The sequence below is a fragment of the Okeania sp. genome (genome assembly GCF_983059655.1).
The window spans coordinates 1-3,295 of sequence record NZ_CEZPJD010000853.1; the positions used below are offsets into that span (position 1 = coordinate 1).

A 3,295-nucleotide genomic window follows, 5' to 3' on the forward strand; every position below is an offset into this window, starting at 1 on the left:
ATCAATTATCCATGATCCATGATCCATTAATGAACCCCCCTCAAATCTAAAATAGTTACAACCAATCATCATCATTCCAATCATCACTCTGATAATAACGATTAGGTCTAGTCGGTTTGTTATAATTAATTCGATCCGGAGGCCGACGATCTATCCTACTATCATAATCATAACGTTCCTTGCGCTTGCGGTCCTCTCCAGAAATACTCCGACGCACAGACCCAAAGAAATCATCATCCTCAGATTCAGAAGTATAAATTGAAACTTCACGATTCAGATCGTACAGAGCATCCTGTAAATCAACTCCCACCCGATCGATACCCCGCTCATCATCCCTCTCCAGGCTATCCCGTAGCTCTCTAATCAACATCTCGATCCTTTGACGACTCCTAGCAGCAAATTGCATACCATAATCTAAGGCCACCTCCCGGAGCTGTCGTTCAGCTTGAAAGGCTAGAGCCTCTGCGCGATTTCTCTTTTCTACTTGCTCCCTTCTTAGTCGGTCTGTTTCCGCAAATTTTTCAGCATCCCGAATCATCTGACTAATTTCTTGCTGAGTTAAAGTCGATGCCCCTTGAATAGTAATACTTTGAGCCCTACCTGTAGTTTTATCCATTGCAGTCACCTGCAAAATACCATTAGCATCAATATCAAAAGCTACTTGTATCTGTGGCACGCCTCGTGGAGCAGGAGGGATACCCGTAAGTTTAAATTTTCCTAGAGACTTATTCTCCACTGCAATTTCTCGTTCTCCCTGAATAACATGAATCTCAACTACAGTCTGGTTATTTTCTGAAGTAGAAAAAATATCAGAACGTCGCACTGGGATAGTAGTATTGCGGGGAATAAGTTTTTTCATCACCCCACCAATAGTTTCTAAGCCAAAAGATAATGGTGAAACATCCAACAACAGTACATCTCGCACGTCCCCAGCTAAAATTCCGGCCTGAATAGCAGCTCCCACAGCCACAACTTCATCAGGATTAACTCCTTGATTTGGTTCTATATCTATCAGAGAACGAACTAAATCTTGGACAAAAGGAATCCGAGTTGAACCACCCACTAATACTACTTCATCAATCATAGAAGGATTAATACCAGCATCTTTTAATGCCATTTTTACAGGACGTCCAATTCTGGGAATTAAATCCCCACAAAGTCCTTCAAATTGAGACCTAGTCAGCCTAGTCTCCAAATGTTTGGGGCCATCTTGTGTAGCCGTAATAAACGGTAGGTTAATCTCAGTCACTCCAACCCCAGATAACTCTATTTTAGCTTTCTCCGCAGCCTCCATCAACCGTTGTAATGCCTGGCGATCGCTTGTCCTTAAATCTATTCCTTCTGTCTCTAAAAATTGTTCTGCCAACCAATTTACTATTCGTTGGTCAAAGTCATTACCCCCTAATTGGGTATCTCCACTCGTAGATTTAACTTCAAATACTCCATCTCCCACCTCTAATATTGATACATCAAATGTCCCTCCACCCAAGTCGAAGACCAAAATTACTTGATTTTCTGTATTCTCTAATCCATAAGCCAGAGATGCAGCCGTTGGTTCATTGAGAATTCTTTTGACTTCTAAACCGGCAATTGTCCCTGCATCACGAGTAGCCTGTCTTTGGGAATCATTAAAATAGGCTGGTACGGTAATTACTGCTCCTGTAACTTCTTCTCCCAGATAGCGACTTGCTTCATCTACTAGCTTCCGCAAAATCATTGCTGAGACTTCTTCGGAAGCAAAATCTCGTTTCATCCGAGGACATTTAATTTTGACATTGCCATATTCATCTCGGCGAATTGTATAGGGAACTCGCTTTGACTCTGGAGATAGTTCAGAGTATTTACGTCCAATATATCGTTTGACCCCGTAGAAAGTGTTCTGAGGGTTCAGAACAGTTTGTCTCCTGGCCATTTGTCCTACTATTCGTTCTCCTTCCTTGGTGAACCCAACTACAGATGGAGTTGTCCGCATTCCTTCTGAATTGGCTATCACTATGGGTTTTCCGCCTTCCATGACGGAGACTACGGAGTTTGTTGTACCCAGGTCTATGCCGACTACTTTGCCCATGCCTTCGTTTTCTTTATTCTGTCCTGTTGTTGATTATTCTATCGTTTCAAACTTCTCAAGCTTTGAGGATAGCCTCACCCTGTGAAAGGAAGGCATAAGGCCAGAAGCAATAGATAGGAATAATCAAATATATTTTTACCTGCTGTCTACCTATAAAGTTGAAAATAACTAAATTTATTTATGAGTTATGGACCAAGATAATTTTTTTTAAGAGACACAACTATGCTTGAGATTTCCTCGATCGCACCCTCAAATTTAAATTTACAGAGTTTACATTCTGCTCTCTGCCTCCTTATTCCTTACTTGGCCTTTTTTTCTTCATGGCTACATACTTAAACTTAGAAAATATATTTATAGATTTAATTTTTTTTTTACGATCGCCTCTGACCCATAGTCTGTTAATCTTAATCTGTCATTGATATTCAAAAGGAAATTTAAGTATATATTTTTAAATTTTATTAAGATAGTCAGATTATATTACTTATTTTGCTGTAACATTACCACACTTGTCTAGTTTTTGTCAAAAGTACATGTAGCAAAAATTTAGACAAATGGAATTAAAAATAACAAATAAGATGTTGCTGAAATTTGTAACAACTTGTAAAGTAATAATAATAAAAAAAAAGTAAATTGAATTAAAGAGGTTTTTACCAAGTAAATGCGAGTTGCGATCGCGGGAGCGGGACTAGCCGGTCTTTCTTGTGCCAAATATCTAACAGACATGGGTCATACTCCAATAGTCCTAGAAAGAAGGGACGTTCTTGGAGGTAAGGTAGCAGCCTGGAAAGACGAAGAAGGAGACTGGTACGAGACCGGTCTACATATATTTTTTGGAGCCTATCCAAATATGTTGCAGCTATTCAAAGAACTAAATATAGAGGATAGACTGCAATGGAAACAGCATACGATGATTTTTAATCAGCCAGAAAAACCAGGAACATACTCTAGATTTGATTTTCCTGATATTCCAGCACCTTTGAATGGAGTAGTGGCTATTCTCCGCAATAATGATATGCTAACCTGGCCAGAAAAAATTAGATTTGGCATAGGTCTGATTCCAGCTATGCTTCAAGGCCAGGAATATGTAGAAAAAATGGACAGATATACCTTCTCGGAATGGTTGAAAAAACAGAATGTTCCTCCGAGGGTAGAGAAAGAAGTATTCATCGCCATGTCAAAAGCGTTGAATTTTATTGGGCCAGAGGAAATATCCTCAACTGTAATTCT

At 39.5% G+C, this 3,295-nt stretch carries 2 protein-coding genes; one reads left to right on the forward strand and one right to left on the reverse strand.

Translation table 11 applies throughout. The features are described 5' to 3' along the window. Positions 1 to 55: 55 nt before the first annotated feature. Positions 56 to 2,068, reverse strand: a complete 2,013-nt coding sequence (gene dnaK, locus AC3DU7_RS29305) for a molecular chaperone DnaK (protein WP_488042774.1) — start codon at positions 2,066 to 2,068, stop codon at positions 56 to 58. Between the two features lie 658 nt (positions 2,069 to 2,726). On the opposite strand from dnaK, the gene AC3DU7_RS29310 reads away from it, so the two are divergent. Continuing rightward, positions 2,727 to 3,295 (forward strand): FAD-dependent oxidoreductase (locus AC3DU7_RS29310; protein ID WP_488042775.1); only part of this gene is annotated, 569 nt, incomplete at its 3' end.

Bases quoted from the DNA above. Each gene is read 5' to 3' on its own strand.
- dnaK (WP_488042774.1), bottom strand. From the start codon at position 2,068: ATGGGCAAAGTAGTCGGCATAGACCTGGGTACAACAAACTCCGTAGTC.